The following is a 14812-nucleotide window of genomic DNA, read 5'->3' as shown; positions in this document are numbered from 1 at the left end:
TTATGCCGGATATAATTTTCCTTTCGCTGCGGCGCGTCAAGCCGCAATTTATTTAAAGTCGGCTAGCCCTTCTGCGTCGCAATCCATGCGTCGACGCGGCGCTCCAATATGTCGAGCGGCACCGGGCCCGATTCGAGCACGACGTCGTGAAAGGCGCGGATGTCGAAGCGGCCGCCGAGCGCCGCCTGCGCACGGCCGCGGAGTTCCATGATCTTGAGCTTGCCGATCAGATAGGCGGTCGCCTGTCCCGGATAGACGATATAGCGTTCGATCGCCTTTTCGATGTCGCCTTGCGGGTTCGGCGTATTGTCCTTGAGATACTGGATCGCCTGCTCGCGGCTCCAGCGCTTGTCGTGGATGCCGGTGTCGACGACGAGCCGGCACGCGCGCCACAGCTCCATCCCCAGCCGGCCGAAATCGCTGTAGGGATCGGTATAGAAGCCCATGTCCTTGGCAAGCTCTTCCGAATAGAGGCCCCAGCCCTCGGTATAGGCGGTGAAGCCGCCGAAGCGGCGGAAGGGCGGCAGGCCGGTGAGTTCGGTCTGCACCGCGCGCTGGAGGTGATGGCCGGGCACCCCCTCATGATAGGCGAGCGCCTCGAGCTCGGTCTTCGACATGTCGCGCAGGTCATAGAGATTCACATAATAGGTGCCCGGGCGCGACCCGTCGGGCGAGGGCGACTGGTAGAAAGCCTTGCCGGCCGATTTTTCGCGGAACGCCTCGACCGCCTTCACCTGCAACGGCGCCTTGGGCAGCATGTTGAAGAAGGCCGGCAGCCGCGCCTCCATCGCCTTCACCTTCGCATCGACCTCGGCCAGATAGGCTTCGCGGGTGGTGTAATAATATTGCGGGCTGTCGCGCAGATGTGCGAAAAATTGTGGCAAGCTGCCCTTGAAGCCCACTTGCGCCATGATTTTCTTCATTTCGCCGTGGATGCGCGCGACTTCGGACAGGCCGAGGTCGTGGATTTGCGCGGCGGTCATGTCGGTCGTCGTGTAGTTCGCCAGCAGCGCGGCATAATAGGCGCCGCCGTCCGGCATCCGCCATACGCCGTCCTCGGTCGGCGCGCTTGCCTGCTGGCGCTGCATTTCGGCGCGCAGCCGTTCATAGGCGGGGCCAGCGCTTTCGCGCCACGCCGCCCCGGCTGCGGCGACGAGGCGTGTCTTTTCCGCCGCGGCAATGTCCAGCTTGCCGACCTTGGCGGCGAGGTCCTCGACCACCGCATTGTCGGGTTTGAGCAGATTGCCGATGTCCGAAATCACATAGGCGTAGACCCATTTGGGTGGCTGCAGACCCTTGGCGGCGCGCTCCGCAGACTGCGCGGTCAGCGAATCGAGCACCGGGCCGAGGCCGCGGATCCGTTCGACATAGGCCTCGGCCTCGGCGACGTTCGACACGCGGTGGATGTTGATCAGAAAGGCGGGCAGGCGGCTCTGCGCGCCGTTCATCTGGTCGAAGAGATAGCCATGGTCGCGAAAGGCGAACAGGCGGTCGGCACGTTCGGCCTGCGCATTGAACAGTTCGAACGACAGCGCGTCGTCGGCCGAGAGCCGGGCCGGGTCGAAACTGCCGCGCATCGCCTCCGCCGTTGCCTGCTGCAGCTTGTGCGTCGCGACCTCGCTTTCGTCGCTCGGGTCGTCCCATTTGCCATAGTCGGCGTCGCGGATGCCGCGATAGGCCTTGCTCTGGGGCGACAGCGACAGCTGCGCCGCGTCATATTTGTCAAAGAATCCGGCAAGCCCCGCGCCGGCGGGTGGACCCGCGGGAACGGGCGCGGTGGGCGTGGCTGCGACCGGATCGGCGGTGACCGATGCGCACCCCGCGAGCGCGAGGACGAGCAAGCCGCTGGACAGCCTGGCGGCAAGGCGAAGGTGCGACACCATTTTTCTCCCCGGTTTCCGGTACTTCATTCTGACCCGCCGAAGGGCTTGCCATAGCGACCGACCGGGCGCAATGGCGGGCCATGTCGCTCTTCGCTTCCGCCGCCGATACCGCCTATGCGCTCGTCCGTCCGCTGGTGCACGCCACCGATGGCGAGGCGGCGCATAATCTGACCCTGAACGCGCTCCAGCCGCTGCCGCGTGCGCGCCATGCGCTGACCAGTGCGGCGCTGGCGACCGAGCTCGCCGGTTTGCACTTCCCGAACCCGGTCGGTCTTGCGCCGGGGTTCGACAAGGATGCGCGCGTTGCGCACGCGATGCCGCATTTCGGTTTCGGCTTCGTCGAGGTCGGCACGCTGACCCCGCTGCCGCAGGAGGGCAACCCGCGCCCGCGCCTGTTCCGCCTCGTCGAGGACGGCGCGGTGATCAACCGCATGGGCTTCAACAATGGCGGTCAGGAAAAGGCGGCCGAACGGATCGCCTGCCTGCGCCGGTTCGGGTTGCCGGTGCCGCTCGGCATCAACATTGGCGCCAACAAGGACAGCGTGGACCGCATCGCCGACTATGCGAAGGGCACGGCGGCGATGGCGCCGCTGGCCGACTATCTGACGGTCAATATCAGCTCGCCGAACACGCCGGGCCTCCGCGCCTTGCAGGATCGCGGCGCGCTCGAGGCTTTGCTCGACGGCGTCGCCGCGGCGCAGCCGGCGGATGGCGCGAAGCCCGTGTTTCTCAAGGTCGCGCCCGATCTTGAACCCGCCGACATCGACGACATCGTCGCCGTCGCCTTCGACAAGGGGCTGGCCGCGGTGATCGTGTCGAACACGACGATCGAGCGGCCGGCGCTCGCCTCGCGCCATGCGGGCGAGGCGGGCGGGCTGTCGGGGGCGCCGCTGGCAGGCCTTGCGCTCCAGCGGGTCCGCGATTTCCGGAGCGCCAGCGGCGGCAAGTTGCCGCTCGTCGCGGCGGGCGGCATTGCTTCGGCCGAACAGGCGTGGGAACGGATTCGTGCGGGGGCCAGCCTGATCCAGATCTATTCGGCGATGGTCTATGAAGGACCGGGGCTCGCGGGGCGCATCGCGCGCGGGCTCGAAACGCTGGCGGCGCGCGATGGCTTTACGCGGGTCGCCGATGCGGTGGGGGTAGGAGAATAGATCCTCCCTGTCGCGTAGCGATGGGGAGGGGGACCGCCCGATGGGTGGTGGAGGGGCTCCGACGTTGCGCCATTGCCCCTCCGTCAGCGCTTTGCGCTGCCACCTCCCCATGGCTTAGCCACAGGGAGGATCGGTTGGGGTTGCGCTGTCTGCACCCCCGCGCCAATGTCGCGCGCATGATCAAACGACTCCTTGCCGTCATCAGCCTTTTTATCGTTTCGCTTCCCTCGCTCGCCGCGGCGCAGGGCGTTACCTCGTCCGCCGATCCGCGCGCGACCGAGGCCGGACGGGCGATCCTGCAGCAGGGCGGCACGGCGGCCGATGCGGCGGTCGCGATGGTCGCGGTGCTGACGCTCGTCGAACCGCAGTCGAGCGGCATCGGCGGCGGCGGCTTCCTCGTCTATCACGATGCCAAATCGGACGGCATCGCCACGATCGACGGACGCGAGACTGCGCCGGCGTCGGCGAAGCCGGGACGTTTTCTCGGCCCCGACGGCAAGCCGCGCGGTTACGCAGACGTTATCCCCGGCGGCCTTTCGGTCGGGGTTCCCGGCAATATCCGCCTGATGGAAATGGCGCATAAAAAATGGGGCAAGCTCGAATGGAAGGCGCTGTTCCAGCCCGCGATCAAGCTGGCCGAGGACGGCTATGAAGTTACCCCGGCGCTCTACAACTGGCTCGACCGCTATCAGGCGCTGTGGAAGAATTTTCCTGCCGCGCGCGCGATCTATTATGTCGATGGCAAGCCGGTGCCGGTCGGGACGCGGCTGAAGAACCCGGCCTATGCGGCGCTGCTGCGCGATATCGCGGCGCGCGGTCCCGATGCCTTCTACACCGGCGCCAACGCGCGCGCGATCAGCGATACGGTCGCGAAATCGGTGCGCAATCCGGCGGTGCTGACTGCGCACGATCTCGCCGCCTATCGGGCGAAGGAGCGTCCCGCCGTCTGCACCACCTATCGCGTCTACAAGGTCTGCGGCATGGGCCCGCCGTCTTCGGGCGCGACGACCGTCTTCGGCATCCTCGGCATGATCGAGGGCTGGGACATGAAGGCGATGGGCAAGGACAATCCGATGAGCTGGCACCTCATCGCCGAAGCGATGCAGCTCGCCTATGCCGACCGCGCCAAATATCTCGGAGACGGCGATTTCGTCGACGTCCCGGTCAAGGGACTGCTCGACAAGGCCTATCTCACCGAGCGCCGCCAGCTCATCTCGCCCTATGGCGCGGCCGGCCATTATGAGGCGGGGACGCCGCCGGGCGCGCCGCCACGCACGCCGTCGGGTCCGGTCGCCGAGAACGGCACGACGCATTTCGTCGCGGTCGACCGCGCGGGCAATGTCGCATCGATGACCTCGACCGTCGAAAGCATCTTTGGCAGCCATCTCAATGTGAACGGCTATTTCCTCAACAACGAGCTGACCGACTTCGATCACAGCCCGGTGCAGGACGGCGCCCCGGCCGCCAACCGCGTCGAGGCGGGCAAACGTCCGCTGTCGTCGATGTCGCCGACGATCGTCTATGGCCCCGACGGCAAGGTGATCCTTGCGGTTGGCTCGGCGGGCGGCAAGCGGATCATCATGCATGTCACCAAGACGCTGATCGGCGTTCTCGACTGGGGGCTTTCGGCCGAGGAAGCGATCGCACTGCCGAACCTGTTCTTCGGTGAAAAGGGCGTGCTGATCGAGGACGATGCGGCAGGGCAGGCGATCGCGGCGAAGATGCAGCCCTTCGGCTACAGCTTCACCCCGACCGACCTTGGATCGAAGCTAAATGCCGCCCAGCGCGTTGGGGAAGTGTGGCACGGCGCCGCCGACCCGCGCGGTCCCGGCACCTCGTCGGTCGATGGCGCGCCGCCGCAGGGATGACATCCTTACCTGTCGTCATCCCGGCGAAGGCCGGGATCTCACCATCGCGTTACTTCCCCAGGGCGAGATCCCGGCCTTCGCCGGGATGACGAACTGGGCTTCAATCGCCGCACGATTGACCCTAAGATCGAGAAAAATAAAACGAACTGCCGTGGGAGAATATCGGGCATGAAGCTGGAAAACCCCCATCTCGACCATTTTCCGAGTCTGGTCGCGATGTTCTTCGACCGCGCCGAAAAGGGCGGCGACGATCCGTTCCTGTGGCACAAGGCCGATCGCGCCTGGCAGCCGCTGAGCTGGCGGCAGGTCGCATGCCAAGTGGCGGCGCTCGCGCATAATCTGCGCGAACTCGGCCTCAAGGAAGGCGACCGGGTGGTGCTGGTGAGCGAGAATCGGCCCGAATGGTGCGTCGCCGACCTTGGCATCATGGCCGCAGGCTGCATCACCGTTCCGACCTATACGACCAACACCGAACGCGACCATCAGCATATCCTCGACAACAGCGGCGCTAAGGCGGTGATCGTGTCGACCGCGAAGCTGGCGCGCGTGTTGATGCCCGCGGTGATGCGGTCCGAAGCGCATATCGTGATCAGCATGGAAAGCCTGCGCGTCGGCCAGCAGGGCGAGGTTTCGGTCCACGACTGGGCGCCGCTGGTCGAGGGCGGCGAGACTTATGTCGAGGAGACCAAGGCGCGCGGGCTCGGCGTCAAGCGCGAGGATATAGCGTGTATCATCTATACCAGCGGCACCGGCGGTGCGCCGCGCGGGGTGATGCAGCATCATGGCGCGATCCTGCACAATGCCGCGGGTGCGGCGGAGGTGCTCGTCAATGATTTCGGGATCGGCGACGAGGAGGTCTTCCTGTCCTTCCTGCCGCTCAGCCACGCCTACGAACATTCGGGCGGCCAATTTCTGCCGATCATGGTCGGGGCGCAAATCTATTATAGCGAGGGGCTCGAAAAGCTCGTCTCGAACATCGAGGAAACGCGCCCGACGATCATGGTCGTGGTGCCGCGGCTGTTCGAGGTGATCCGCGCGCGGATGATCAAGGCGGTCGAAAAACAGGGCAAGCTGGCGAACTGGATGCTGAACCAGGCGCTGCGCGTCGGCGAGAAAGATTATGAGCGGCGCATGGGCCTGCTCGACCGGCCGGTCGACCTGCTGCTCGACCGGCTGTTCCGGCCCAAGATCGGCAAGCGCTTCGGCGGCCGGATGAAGGCGCTGGTGTCGGGCGGTGCGCCGCTCAACCCCGAAATCGGGGTCTTCTTCCACTCGATCGGGCTGACCTTGCTGCAAGGCTATGGGCAGACCGAGGCGGGGCCGGTGATCAGCTGCAACCGCCCGAGCGCGGGGATCAAGATGGACACCGTCGGCCCGCCGCTAATGAACACCGAGGTAAAGATCGCCGACGACGGCGAGATCCTCGTCCGCGGCGAACTCGTCATGAAGGGCTATTGGCGCAATCCGGCGGAGACCGAGCGCGTGCTCGTCCCAGATCCGGCGGAGCTGGACAAAGGCGCCTGGCTGCACACCGGCGATATCGGCCATATCGACGACAAGGGCCGCATCGTCATCACCGACCGCAAGAAGGACCTGATCGTCAACGACAAGGGCGACAATGTCTCGCCGCAGCGGGTCGAGGGCATGCTGACGCTCCAGCCCGAAATCCTGCAGGCGATGGTCTATGGCGACAAGCGCCCGCACCTTGTCGGCATTCTCGTTCCCGATCCCGAATGGGCGGCCGAATGGGCCGAGGCCGAGGGGCTGCCCAAGGATCTGAAGCTGCTCCGCGAGCATGAGAAGTTCCGCGCCGTGATCCGCGCCGCGGTCGACCGCGTCAACGGCCAGCTCTCGGTGATCGAGAAAGTGCGCAAGTTCGACTTTGCCGACGAGGCCTTCACGATCGAGAATGAGCAGATGACGCCGTCGATGAAGATCCGGCGCCATGTGCTGAAGCAGGTCTACGAAGACAAGATCGCGGCCTTGTACAAGGCATAGCCCTTATCCGTTCGTGTCGAGCGAAGTCGAGACACCCATCGGTCTTGCGCCTAGCCCGAAGGGCATCTCGACTTCGCTCGATGCGAGCGGGATATGGTACGCAATCTTCAAATAGCAGGCGGGGGTGCGACCCGAAGAGCTCGGCGCAAACCGGGCCCCGCCTGCGACCGAACCGTCGGTTCAGCCTTCGTCCCCCGCCGGTTTGCGATAGGGGACAAATTCTCCAAGCACGCAGGTCGGACCGCGAATGCCGCTCGATCGGTCGACCAGGTGAAAGAAATCGCCGCTGCAGGTCGATGATCCGAACTGGCGAATGACCATGATATCGCTGTCGCGCGCGAGCCCGGGGCAACTGCCCTTCAGGTCGTTGCGATAGACGAGGTTGCCGTTCGCCCGGTACAACAGGATATTGTCGGACACCCGGATCGTGTCGGTGGTGCGAAAGCTCGGCAGGCATTTTTCGGGTTTGCCCGGAACCTTGCCGGCAAGCTGCTTGTCCAGCGTTTCGGCCTGTTTCGGCGTCAGCGCCGCGGCACCGGGCTCGGCGCCGCCCGCAGGCGCGCAGCCCGCGATCAGCGGTGCGGCCAATATCGCCAGTGCGATGCCGTGAACCGGATTGAGCTTCGCCATCATGTTGCTCCTGCCTTCGCTATGACGCCCCGAAAGTGAACGCTCCCTGAAGCTCCGCGCGCCGTCCTAGGCGGCGTCCTTCAACGCCCGGATGCGGCCGAGTTCCTGCGCGCTGGCGGCACGGAGGAACGGATTGGTCGCGCGTTCCTCGCCGATGCTCGTCGGCACCGTCGCCTCGCCGGCACCGCGCGCCGCCTCGACCGCCGCGAGCCGCGCCGCGAGTTCCGCATTGTCGGGCTCGACGGTGACCGCGAAGCGCGCGTTCGACAGCGTATATTCGTGCGCGCAATAGACGCGCGTCGCGTCGTCGAGCGCGCCGAGCCGCTGCATATTGCCGAACATCTGCTTGGCCGTCCCCTCGAAGAGCCGGCCACAACCCATGGCGAACATCGTGTCGCCGACGAAGATCGCGCGATCGTCCGCGAAATGATAGGCGATGTGCCCCGCCGTATGCGCGGGGACGTCCCATACCTCGGCGCTGTGGTTGCCGAGCCGGACCGTGTCGCCGCCCTTCACCTGCACGTCGAGCGTCGGGATGCGTTCATATTCGGCGGCCGGGCCGGTGATCGTGCAACCGGTGGCTTCCTTGATCGCGGCATTGCCGCCGGTGTGATCGGGATGCCAGTGGGTGTTCCAGATGTCGGTGATCGTCCAGCCGCGCTCGGCCGCCGCAGCCAGCACCGGATCGGCGACCGCGGGGTCGACGACCATCGTCGCGCCGCTGCCGGGCTCGTGGACCAGCCAGACATAATTGTCGCTGAGGACCAGAATGCGGACGATGTCGAGTGCAGTCATGATCGTCTCCTTTCGCTTACGGCCTCGTTCGCTTCCAAGACGGAGCAGAAGGCCGTCAGCCTTGATAGGTGCAGGTTGCCGCCTCAGGTGGCGATGGCGTCATATCCCGCGGCATTGAATTCGATCAGGCAAAATCCGTGCCCGAACGGATCGGCGAACGTCGCCTGCCGGCCATAGGGCAGGTCGATCGTCTCGCCTTCCTGCGTCGCGCCGGCGTCAAGCGCCCGGGCGATGGCGCTATCGAGGTTATCGACCGTGAAATCTAGATGCACGGGCGACCAGTGCCGGTGATAACGCCGGAAATCGCCGCCGGCGGGGCCGATTGCGGTCCCGGCGGGCTTGGCGATCAGATAGATTGGCGCGTCGCACCCGGTCAGTTCGACGATATCGCTGCCGAGGCGGCGGCCGACCGTCAGGCCGAGTGCGGCGGTATAAAATCGCTCGCCGGCGATCACGTCGGGCACGTCGATGTTGATCAACAGGCCCGGCATGGCGGCTTACCAGCTCCCCGTGTTGGGCATCGATGCCCAGGGCTCCTGCGGCGGCAGATGGCCATCCTGCAGCAGTTCGACCGAAATGCCGTCGGGCGAGCGGACAAACGCCATATGCCCGTCGCGCGGCGGGCGGTTGATCGTCACGCCGGCGTCCATCAGCCGCTGGCAGGTGTCGTAGATATTGTCGACGCGATAGGCGAGATGCCCGAAATTGCGCCCGCCCGTATATTCCTCGGCCGCGCTGCCGTCGGCGGGCGGCCAGTTATAGGTCAACTCGACCTCGGCAACGCCCGCCTGACCCGGCGGCGCGAGGAAGATCAGCGTGAAGCGGCCCTGTTCGCTGTCGAAACGGCGCACTTCCTCTAGCCCGACGAGGTTGAAGAAGGCGATGGTGGCATCGGGATCCGACACGCGGATCATCGTATGGAGATATTTCGTCATGCGCCTAACTTAGGCGCGAAGGCTGCGTCCTTCAAACGCTTCGAACAAGTTTACGAATGCATCGGGCACGGGCGCGGTCGCGCCGCGCGCCTCCTCGACATGGACGCTGACCTCGAGCCCCGACGCACGCAGGTCGTCGCGGCCCGCACCGTGCAGTTCGAAGAGAAAGGTCATCGAGCTGCGGCCGACGCGCGAGCAGCGGACGCAAATGTCGATCTCCTCGTCGAGCAGGATCGGCGCCTTGTAATCGACCTCGGCGCGCGCAACGTGGAATTCGGGGCTTTCGAGCGCGCTCCAGCGCTCGTAGACGCCGGCCGCGCGCCAATATTCGGTGATCCCGATATCGAAATATTCGAGGTAACGGCTGTTGAACACGACCGCCTGCGCGTCGATCTCGGCATAGCGGACGCGCTTGGTGACGCTGAATTTAAAGTCGCTGCGGGCCATCGTAATCCTCTAGTTGGTCGCGAGCCGCGCGACGGTGTCTAATTTGTCGCGATACGCGCGAAGGTGCCTAATTTGTCGCGATACGCGCGACGGTGTCGATCAGCAGCGCGATATCGGTATCGCGCGATAGCCGGTGGTCGCCGCCCTTGACGAGCGTCACCTGCACATCCTCGCTGGCGAGCGCGGCGGACAGCCGGACACTGATATCCGGCGGAACGTCGCCGTCCTCCTCGCCGTGAAGCAGGCGCACGGGGCAGGCGAGGGGAATGTCGCCGTCGAGGAGGTGGTTCGCCTCGCCCGACTGCCAGAAGGCACGCGTCGTCACATAGGGCTGGTCGCTGTACGGCGTCTCCTCGCGCAGTTCGCCCTCGGCAAGAATGATCGCTTTCTCTTCGGGGGTGAAGCCCCAATCGGTGAAATCGGGCGCTGCGGCGATGCCGACCAGTCCCGCGACCCGCGCCGGCCCGTCGCGCTGCACCAGCGCGAGCGCGGTGAGCAGCATCAGCCACCCGCCCATCGACGATCCGACGAGGACCACCGCTCCCTCGGCCTTCGCGTCGATCAGGTCGAGTACATCGCCGCGCCAGTCGAGCAGTGTCTGTTCGCCGAACAGCCCGTCCGACAGCCCGCAGCCGGCGTAATCGAGAAGCAGGCAGGCCTGCCCTTCGGCCGCTGCCCAATCGAACAGCGCGGTCGCCTTGCCTCCCGCCATGTCGGACATATAGCCGGGCAGGAACACGATCGTCGGACCGGTACCCGCCACAAAGCGATAGGCGAGCCGCGGCCGCGCCGCGCGGTCGAGATAATCGGGGGCGTCGGACACGCGGTCAGATGACCCAATCGACCGTGTTCATCTGCATCGCGGCCTGCCCCTTGGCGGCGCGCTGTTCGACCATGATCTTGTTGAGACGGCGGATCGTGTCGCTGCCGGTGGTGATGCACCAGCCGGGAACCACGGCGTGGACCAGCGCGCAGGCGCCGCCCCAGATCATTGTCAGGCCAAAGCGCGATGCGACGCCGAAATGTTCGGCATAGCTTTCATCGACGGCCTTGGGGTGATCGACGAACAGGCGCTTGAACATGAAGGGCTCCCTTTCGGCGTCCGGACGACCGGCGGCGTTTTACGACGCCGCCTGCGCGAAGCGGCCATGGCGGCGATACTGGACCAACCAGCCCTCGGTCACATCGGCGAGCGCGGTCGGGGTGACGCCAAGCTGCGCCAGGCCGCTCGCACCCGCTGCGACGATATTGTCGGTCTGGAGCATCAGCCACTGATCCTTGGTGATCGGCGCGCCGGGCGCCCAGCCCAGCCCGCTGGCAAGCGCCGATGCAACCGCGTCGGGGATGTCGACGAACAGCGGCTTGCGTCCCGTCGCGTCGGCGACCCGCCGTTGCAATGCGGCCATCGTAAGCACCTCGGGCCCGCCGAGTTCGAAGGTCTTGCCCGCCGCGCCCGGGGCGAGCGCCGCGACGACGGCATCGGCGGCGTCGCCGACATAGACCGGCTGGAATTTCGCCTTCGGCGCGATCACCGGAATGACCGGCGACAGGCGCATCATCATCGCGAACCGGTTGATGAAGTGGTCTTCGCGGCCGAAGAGAATGGACGGGCGCAGGATGGCCGCTTGGGGAAAGGCGGCGCGGACTGCGGCCTCGCCGTCGCCCTTGCTGCGGCCATAGGCGGAGGCGCTACCGCTGTCGGCGCCGATCGCCGAGATATGGACCAGCGTCGGAACCCCGGCCGCCTTCGCCGCCGTCGCAACATGGCCGGCGCCATCCGCCTGCACCGCCGCCATATCGTCGAAGCTGCCGGCGAGGTTGATCACCGCATCGCTTCCGGCAACGGCGCGCGCGACGCTGGCGGCATCGCGGACGTCGGCGGCAACGAACTGCGTCTGGCCGAGACCGCCGAGCGGCTTCAGGAAGACCGCCTTGCGCGGTTCGCGTTCGGCGATGCGCACGCGCGCGCCGCGCGACAGCAGGCGTTGCACGACATAGCGGCCGAGGAAGCCGCCGCCGCCCAGCACCGTGATCAATTGCCCGTCGAGCTTTTGCATCATGTCCGCCTGTATCCGATTCTGTGGTGGCGCACGGGGGCGCCCGATGGCTCCCCATGCCGCGAAGCGTCTGCCGGGGCAAGGGGCGAGGCGGCCGATGGCAACGCGAAACCGCGCCCTTGCGATAAAATATGCGGCTCCGGCCGCAGCGCGGTTGACAAGCCGACCGCCCCCCCGCTAAGCGCCCGCTCCTACCCCGTGCCCAGATGGCGGAATTGGTAGACGCACCAGCTTCAGGTGCTGGCGATCGCAAGGTCGTGGAGGTTCGAGTCCTCTTCTGGGCACCATCTGTTCTCCTCGGAATGTCCGAGGACGTCCAGTAAGCGGCTGGTTTCTCACCGCTTTTTCGATGAGACTCGCTGAGTGGAATCCAGGCTGATCCAGCCGGAACCATCAGCGTACCATCAGCTTTGATGGTGTTTTTGATGGTTTCGGTCAGCCTATCGAAGGTGAAACCATCATGTCGCTTACCCACATCCAGATTTCGAACGCTAAGCCCAAGGAAAAAGCCTATAAAATGGCTGACGCCGACGCCCTGTACCTCGTGGTCAGGCCGAGCGGCGCAAAAGTCTGGCGAATGAACTATCGCTATCTCGAACGGCAAAAGACGCTGTATTTCGGGTCGTGGCCCGATGTCGGCATCGCGTCCGCTCGGGAACTTCGCGACGAGGCGCGCAAGAAGCTTGTCGCCGGGCTTGATCCCGCAGCGGAGAAGAAGGTCGCGCGGATCACCCAGAAGATCGCGCAGGACAATACGTTCAAGGCGATCGCCGAGGAATGGCTGGTGAAAATCGAACGAGAAGAGCGCGCGCCAGTCACGCTTCGGAAGGTGCGATGGCTCCTCGACATCGCCGAACCGATGATCGGCAGTCGCCCGATATCGAAACTCACCGCGCAGGAAATCCTGGCCGTTCTCCGTAAAGTCGAGGCGAACGGCCGATATGAAAGCGCGCGGCGCATGCGGAGCGTGATTAGCCGAGTGTTCCGCTACGCCATTGCGACCGCAAGGGCCGACCGCGATCTGGCGGCCGATCTCCGTGGTGCGCTGATCACTCCGAAGGTGAAGCACCACGCCGCCATCACGGCCCCGAAGGAAGTCGGCGCGCTGCTCCGCGCGATCGATGGCTACGCTGGTCACGAGCTCACCGCGGTCGCGCTTCGATTGACGCCGCATCTTTTCGTCAGACCGGGCGAACTGCGCCAGGCAGAATGGGCGGAGATTGATTCCCATGATGCCGTCTGGTCGATCCCGGCAGAGAAGATGAAAATGCGCCGCTCGCTTTGCGTCCCCCTGTCACGGCAAGTTCTTGCGATGCTCGAAGAGCTCCACGCCCTTACCGGCCATGGGAGATACCTCTTTCCGTCCTTTCGGACGCCCCGCCGTTGCATGTCGGAGAATACTGTCAGCGCCGCGCTTCGGCGGCTGGGCTACAGCCGTGAGGAGATGACGGCTCATGGATTCCGCGCGACGGCCGCCACTCTCCTCAATCAGATGGGAATGTGGCACCCGGATGCGATCGAAAGGCAACTGGCACATCTCGATGCCAATGCGACGCGCCGGGTCTACACCCGCGGCGAATATTGGGACGAACGTGTTCGCATGATGCAGCATTGGTCCGATTATCTCGACGAGCTGCGCGATGGGGCGCAAATTCTGCGCCCCGCCTTCGGCAAGAGTGCGACCTCGACCGCCTAGCGGCCGATCAGGGCCTTGAGGCTCGTATAGAGGACCAGCGTGGACCGGCCGACTTTGACGACCTCAAGGTCGCCGGACACGATCAACTCGTAGATTCTTGACCGACTGAGCCCTGTCAGTTCGACTGCGGTCGGAATCCGCACGGTCAATGGCTCCATGAAGACGATTTCGGACCGTGACAAATCGAGATCCTGCATTTTCCTTGTCCTCGGGATGGATCAATGTCGCGAGCGCGGTTCCAACGCAGCATTCGCCATCGCAAGCGTGCCGGTTGCTACGCCACCTCACAATAATCAGGGCAGGATCGTGCCGTTGAGCGGTGTCGCCGCGCCGCGTGACTTCGTCACCAGGTGGCCGCGAAAAGCACGGCAGGAGAGAGGGGGAGCTTGAGCGAAGTCTGATCTGATTGCGAGAATTCCAATGTCTGTTGCCCTTTCGACTCTCCATGATTCCGAATTGGAGGCTGCCGGGGCCGCACTGGTCAGGGGCCTTGGCGGTTTCTGGCAGGGGTCGACTGGAATGTGTCGCTGCCCAGCCCACGATGACCGAACGCCGAGCCTATCGGTTCGCGTTGGCGACACCCGACTCTTGTTCAAATGCTTTGCCGGCTGCGACACGCGCGACGTGCTGCGCGCCATTCGGCGGCTCGATCCGAATGCCTTGGGCGCAAAGGGCAATGGAATCGCCAAGCAGTTCAAGCTCGACCGATGGCTGCAAAAGCGCGCCTTCGATCTTTGGAGGGTCGGACGGCCGATAAATTGGACTATCGCCGAGACCTACCTACGCAATCGGTCGATTCACATCGCGCTCGACTCTTTGCGCTTCTGCGACCGAACTCCGCTCGGCAAGGGCAAGGCGGCACGGTTTCGCCCGGCGATGCTCGCCGCCGTTACCGACGATTCCGGTCTGCTCGCCGTCCAGAGGACCTTTCTCGATGCCCGCGGGCGGCGTGCACGCGACCTTCGCCATCCTCGACGCCTGCTAGGCAACCCCTGCGCCGGTGCTGTTCGGCTCGCTTCCGCCACCGAGACGCTTGGGATTGCCGAAGGTGTCGAGACAGCGGTTTCGGCGATGATTCTGCTCGGCATCCCGGTCTGGGCGACGCTCGGCAATGAACGCCTCCCCCATGTTGCCATCCCGAAATCCGTGAACCGCCTCATCCTGCTCCCCGACAATGACAATGCGGGACGCTTGGCCGTGCCGCTTGCAACCGAGGCCTATACGGCACCCGGGCGGCAGATCGGCACGATCTGGCCGTGGCACGGGCGGAACGACTGGAACGATGTCCTACGGGAAGGAGGGAAGGGGGTGGGGGACTGGCGGCGCCGAGTGGCCTGATGGTCGGGCCTCCG

At 65.2% G+C, this 14812-nt stretch carries 15 protein-coding genes and 1 tRNA gene; 6 read left to right on the top strand and 10 right to left on the bottom strand.

Going from position 1 to position 14812, the window contains the following annotated elements:
- Positions 1-62: 62 nt before the first annotated feature.
- The gene (locus AN936_RS14765; RefSeq protein ID WP_054588762.1) at positions 63-1883 is read right to left on the bottom strand and encodes a DUF885 domain-containing protein; all 1821 of its coding nucleotides are present in this window, start codon (positions 1881-1883) and stop codon (positions 63-65) included.
- Positions 1884-1963: 80 nt separating this feature from the next.
- Between AN936_RS14765 and AN936_RS14760 the strand changes: the two genes are divergently transcribed.
- From AN936_RS14760 to AN936_RS14750, 3 genes are all read left to right on the top strand, one after another.
- Positions 1964-3034 (top strand): quinone-dependent dihydroorotate dehydrogenase, encoded by a 1071-nt coding sequence (locus AN936_RS14760; protein ID WP_054588761.1) that lies wholly within the window; start codon positions 1964-1966, stop codon positions 3032-3034.
- 176 nt (positions 3035-3210) lie between these two features.
- Positions 3211-4902, top strand: coding sequence for a gamma-glutamyltransferase (gene ggt / locus AN936_RS14755; protein WP_054588760.1), 1692 nt, complete (start codon positions 3211-3213; stop codon positions 4900-4902).
- A gap of 168 nt (positions 4903-5070) precedes the next feature.
- A complete protein-coding gene (locus AN936_RS14750) occupies positions 5071-6900 on the top strand; it encodes an AMP-dependent synthetase/ligase (protein ID WP_054588759.1) in 1830 nt (609 codons plus the stop codon).
- Between the two features lie 180 nt (positions 6901-7080).
- On the opposite strand, the gene AN936_RS14745 is transcribed toward AN936_RS14750, so the two are convergent.
- The 8 genes from AN936_RS14745 to AN936_RS14710 form a co-directional block, all read right to left on the bottom strand.
- The gene (locus AN936_RS14745) at positions 7081-7530 is read right to left on the bottom strand and encodes a hypothetical protein (RefSeq protein WP_149037678.1); all 450 of its coding nucleotides are present in this window, start codon (positions 7528-7530) and stop codon (positions 7081-7083) included.
- A 66-nt stretch (positions 7531-7596) separates the two neighbouring features.
- Complete coding sequence (gene gloB, locus AN936_RS14740; protein WP_054588757.1) at positions 7597-8325, bottom strand: hydroxyacylglutathione hydrolase; 729 nt, start codon at positions 8323-8325, stop codon at positions 7597-7599.
- 83 nt (positions 8326-8408) lie between these two features.
- Complete coding sequence (locus tag AN936_RS14735; protein WP_054588756.1) at positions 8409-8816, bottom strand: VOC family protein; 408 nt, start codon at positions 8814-8816, stop codon at positions 8409-8411.
- Positions 8817-8822: 6 nt separating this feature from the next.
- Positions 8823-9260, bottom strand: coding sequence for a VOC family protein (locus AN936_RS14730; RefSeq protein ID WP_054588755.1), 438 nt, complete (start codon positions 9258-9260; stop codon positions 8823-8825).
- A 9-nt stretch (positions 9261-9269) separates the two neighbouring features.
- Entirely contained in the window at positions 9270-9707 is a 438-nt protein-coding gene (locus AN936_RS14725) for an acyl-CoA thioesterase (RefSeq protein ID WP_054588754.1), read from the bottom strand.
- Positions 9708-9774: 67 nt separating this feature from the next.
- Positions 9775-10530 (bottom strand): alpha/beta fold hydrolase, encoded by a 756-nt coding sequence (locus AN936_RS14720; RefSeq protein WP_054588753.1) that lies wholly within the window; start codon positions 10528-10530, stop codon positions 9775-9777.
- 4 nt (positions 10531-10534) lie between these two features.
- Positions 10535-10789 (bottom strand): DUF6356 family protein, encoded by a 255-nt coding sequence (locus tag AN936_RS14715; protein ID WP_054588752.1) that lies wholly within the window; start codon positions 10787-10789, stop codon positions 10535-10537.
- Positions 10790-10828: 39 nt separating this feature from the next.
- Positions 10829-11764 (bottom strand): complex I NDUFA9 subunit family protein, encoded by a 936-nt coding sequence (locus AN936_RS14710; protein WP_054590318.1) that lies wholly within the window; start codon positions 11762-11764, stop codon positions 10829-10831.
- 200 nt (positions 11765-11964) lie between these two features.
- Between AN936_RS14710 and AN936_RS14705 the strand changes: the two genes are divergently transcribed.
- Together AN936_RS14705 and AN936_RS14700 are read left to right on the top strand one after the other, a co-directional pair.
- Positions 11965-12051 (top strand) — tRNA-Leu (locus tag AN936_RS14705).
- Between the two features lie 173 nt (positions 12052-12224).
- Positions 12225-13460, top strand: a complete 1236-nt coding sequence (locus tag AN936_RS14700) for a tyrosine-type recombinase/integrase (protein WP_054588751.1) — start codon at positions 12225-12227, stop codon at positions 13458-13460.
- Here AN936_RS14700 and AN936_RS14695 read toward each other — a convergent pair.
- Positions 13457-13657: a helix-turn-helix domain-containing protein gene (locus tag AN936_RS14695; protein ID WP_054588750.1), complete on the bottom strand. Its 201-nt coding sequence runs from the start codon at positions 13655-13657 to the stop codon at positions 13457-13459. The genes AN936_RS14700 and AN936_RS14695 overlap by 4 nt on opposite strands.
- A 223-nt stretch (positions 13658-13880) precedes the next feature.
- On the opposite strand from AN936_RS14695, the gene AN936_RS14690 reads away from it, so the two are divergent.
- Positions 13881-14798, top strand: a complete 918-nt coding sequence (locus tag AN936_RS14690) for a DUF7146 domain-containing protein (RefSeq protein WP_054588749.1) — start codon at positions 13881-13883, stop codon at positions 14796-14798.
- The last annotated feature ends 14 nt before the right edge of the window (positions 14799-14812 follow it).

It is taken from the genome of Sphingopyxis macrogoltabida, assembly GCF_001307295.1.
Classification (GTDB): Bacteria; Pseudomonadota; Alphaproteobacteria; order Sphingomonadales; family Sphingomonadaceae; genus Sphingopyxis; species Sphingopyxis macrogoltabida_B.
This window is presented reverse-complemented; position numbering and strand designations above follow the sequence as displayed.